This window comes from Pseudomonadota bacterium (assembly GCA_038533575.1).
In the GTDB taxonomy this organism is placed as follows: domain Bacteria; phylum Pseudomonadota; class Alphaproteobacteria; order Rhodobacterales; family Rhodobacteraceae; genus Shimia_B.
The window spans coordinates 1-2,273 of sequence record JBCAYL010000015.1 but is presented as its reverse complement, the minus strand read 5'-3'; the positions used below and the strand labels follow the sequence as shown (position 1 = coordinate 2,273).

The following is a 2,273-nucleotide window of genomic DNA, read 5'->3' as shown; positions in this document are numbered from 1 at the left end:
CCCCTTAGAGGGGGTGACTTAAGAAAACAAAATTACCCAATCACTGCCCCATTCATTCTCTCGCTGCTGAATCGTGGATGAGCCCCCAGTGCAGTCCGCTTCCACAACTTTATAGCCGCTTCATAATGCTACACTGGAAGCTCACCAGCAGCACGTCGAACCCCCCGACATACACTGCGCCATTCACTTCTATCTTGTACGCATACTTTTGCTTCCTGGATGTCAAGGCCTTTTCTATTCAATACCTCTCGTACTCCATCCATCCAGCATTTTCTCGGTCTTCCCCGACCTCTCATACCTCTAACATCTGAATCATACACTCTTCTTACCAATCTCTCCTCTCCCATTCTCTCCACATGACCAAACCATCTCAACACACCTTGATCCATTCTCTCACCCACTCCAACACTCTTACCACATCTTCTTCTAATTTCTACATTTGGAATTCTGTCAATCCTTCTTACTCCACATATGCTCCGCAAACAACTCATCTCCACTGCTTCCACTTTCCTTCTTTCATGCACATTCAGTACCCAAGCTTCACATCCATACAACAGAGTAGGTTCAATTATTCCTTCATACATTCCCACTTTTGCTTCCATGGACATGCGCCTATTCTTCCAAAGTTTCTGCAGTGCTCCTGATACCTTTCTTGCCTCTCCTATTCTGTGACTTACTTCATCATTCATTCTACCATCATGTGCAATATCCACACCTAGATATCTATAACATTCAACTTCTTCCATTCTGTTATTGTTAAGACTGATATTCATCTCATTCTCAGTTCTATTCTTCCCTATCCTCATAATCTTACTCTTACCCACATTTACTGCTAATTTTCTCCTTTTGCAAACCCTTCCAAATTCTTTCACCAGTTTCTGCAACTTTTGCTCGCTATCACCAACTAATACCGTATCATCTGCAAACATCATCCACTCCACCTTCCATTCACAGTTTCTTCTGGCATCCCACATATTTGCTCCTACATCTCCTGCCTTTTCCCTAACTTCTTTCATTACCCCATCCATAAATATATTGAAGAGCCATGGCGACATAACACAACCTTGCCGCAGACCTACTTTCACACTAAACCATTTGCTCTCTTCTCTACATACTCTAACGCTTCCCTCACTATCTGCATACAAACTCTGAATTGCCCTTAACAGATTACCATTTATTCCATACATTTGTAATACTCTCCACATCGCATCCCTATCAATTCTATCATACGCTTTTTCAAGATCCATGTATGCCACATATAAATCCTTTCCCTTTCCTATATACTTCTCACTCAGTTGCTTCAATGAAAACACTTGATCTACACATCCTCTCCCCATTCTAAAACCACACTGCTCCTCACCTATCATCCCCTCAGTCATCCCTCGTACTCTTTCAATCAGGATTCTTCCATACACTTTGCCAGGTATACTTAACAGACTTATACCTCTATAGTTCTTGCACTCCCCTCTATCCCCCTTTCCCTTATACAAAGGGACAATTATTGCTTTCTGCCAATCTTTGGGAACTACTCCCTCTGTCATACATACTCTGCATACCCTCGTCAACCATTCCAACACACTATCTCCTCCAAAGCACAACATTTCACTTGTAATTCCATCCACTCCTGGCGCCTTTCCCTTCTTCAACTTTTTCACTGCCTTTCTTACATCCTCTAGACTCACTTCCATTTGTAATCTCATATTTTCATTAATTCCACACACTCTTGCATCCGTCAGCACTGCTGCCCTTCCATCATCAACATTCAACAATTGTTCATAATATTCACTCCATCTATCAAGAACTGCTCTTTCTTCTGTCACAACATTTCCATCCGCATCTTTTATTCTTACATCTAGCTGTTCTCTTGACTTTCTTTCCCTATTCACCCCGCTCCAAAACAATTTCTTATTCTCCCTAAAATTTTTACTTAAACACTGACCTAGTCTTTCATCAGCCACATTTTGTTTCTCTCTCACTGTTCTTTTAACTTCCTGCTTCTTCCTTTTGTACTCTTCTCTATTACTCCCACTTTTATTCTGATTATATGTTTCAAATAACCTCCGTTTATCTTTCACTAAGACTTTCATTTCATCATCCCACCACGCGCTTCTTTTACTCTTTCTACCTACCCTTTTGTACCCACAGACTCGTGCTGCAACCATCATCACTGTTTCCTTAAAAGTCTTCCACTCTTCTGCCACACTTAAAAGTCTTGAATTTCTAATCTTTCCCCATTCTTCAGATAATATCCCTCTAAATGCCTCTCTCACCGC

The 2,273-nt window shown here is 41.3% G+C and carries 1 protein-coding gene; it reads right to left on the bottom strand.

Annotated features, from left to right (window positions below):
* Positions 1 to 128 precede the first annotated feature (128 nt).
* Positions 129 to 2,273, bottom strand: a 2,145-nt coding sequence (locus AAFM92_16805) for a reverse transcriptase family protein (protein ID MEL7302024.1), incomplete at its 5' end; no start/stop codon positions are given.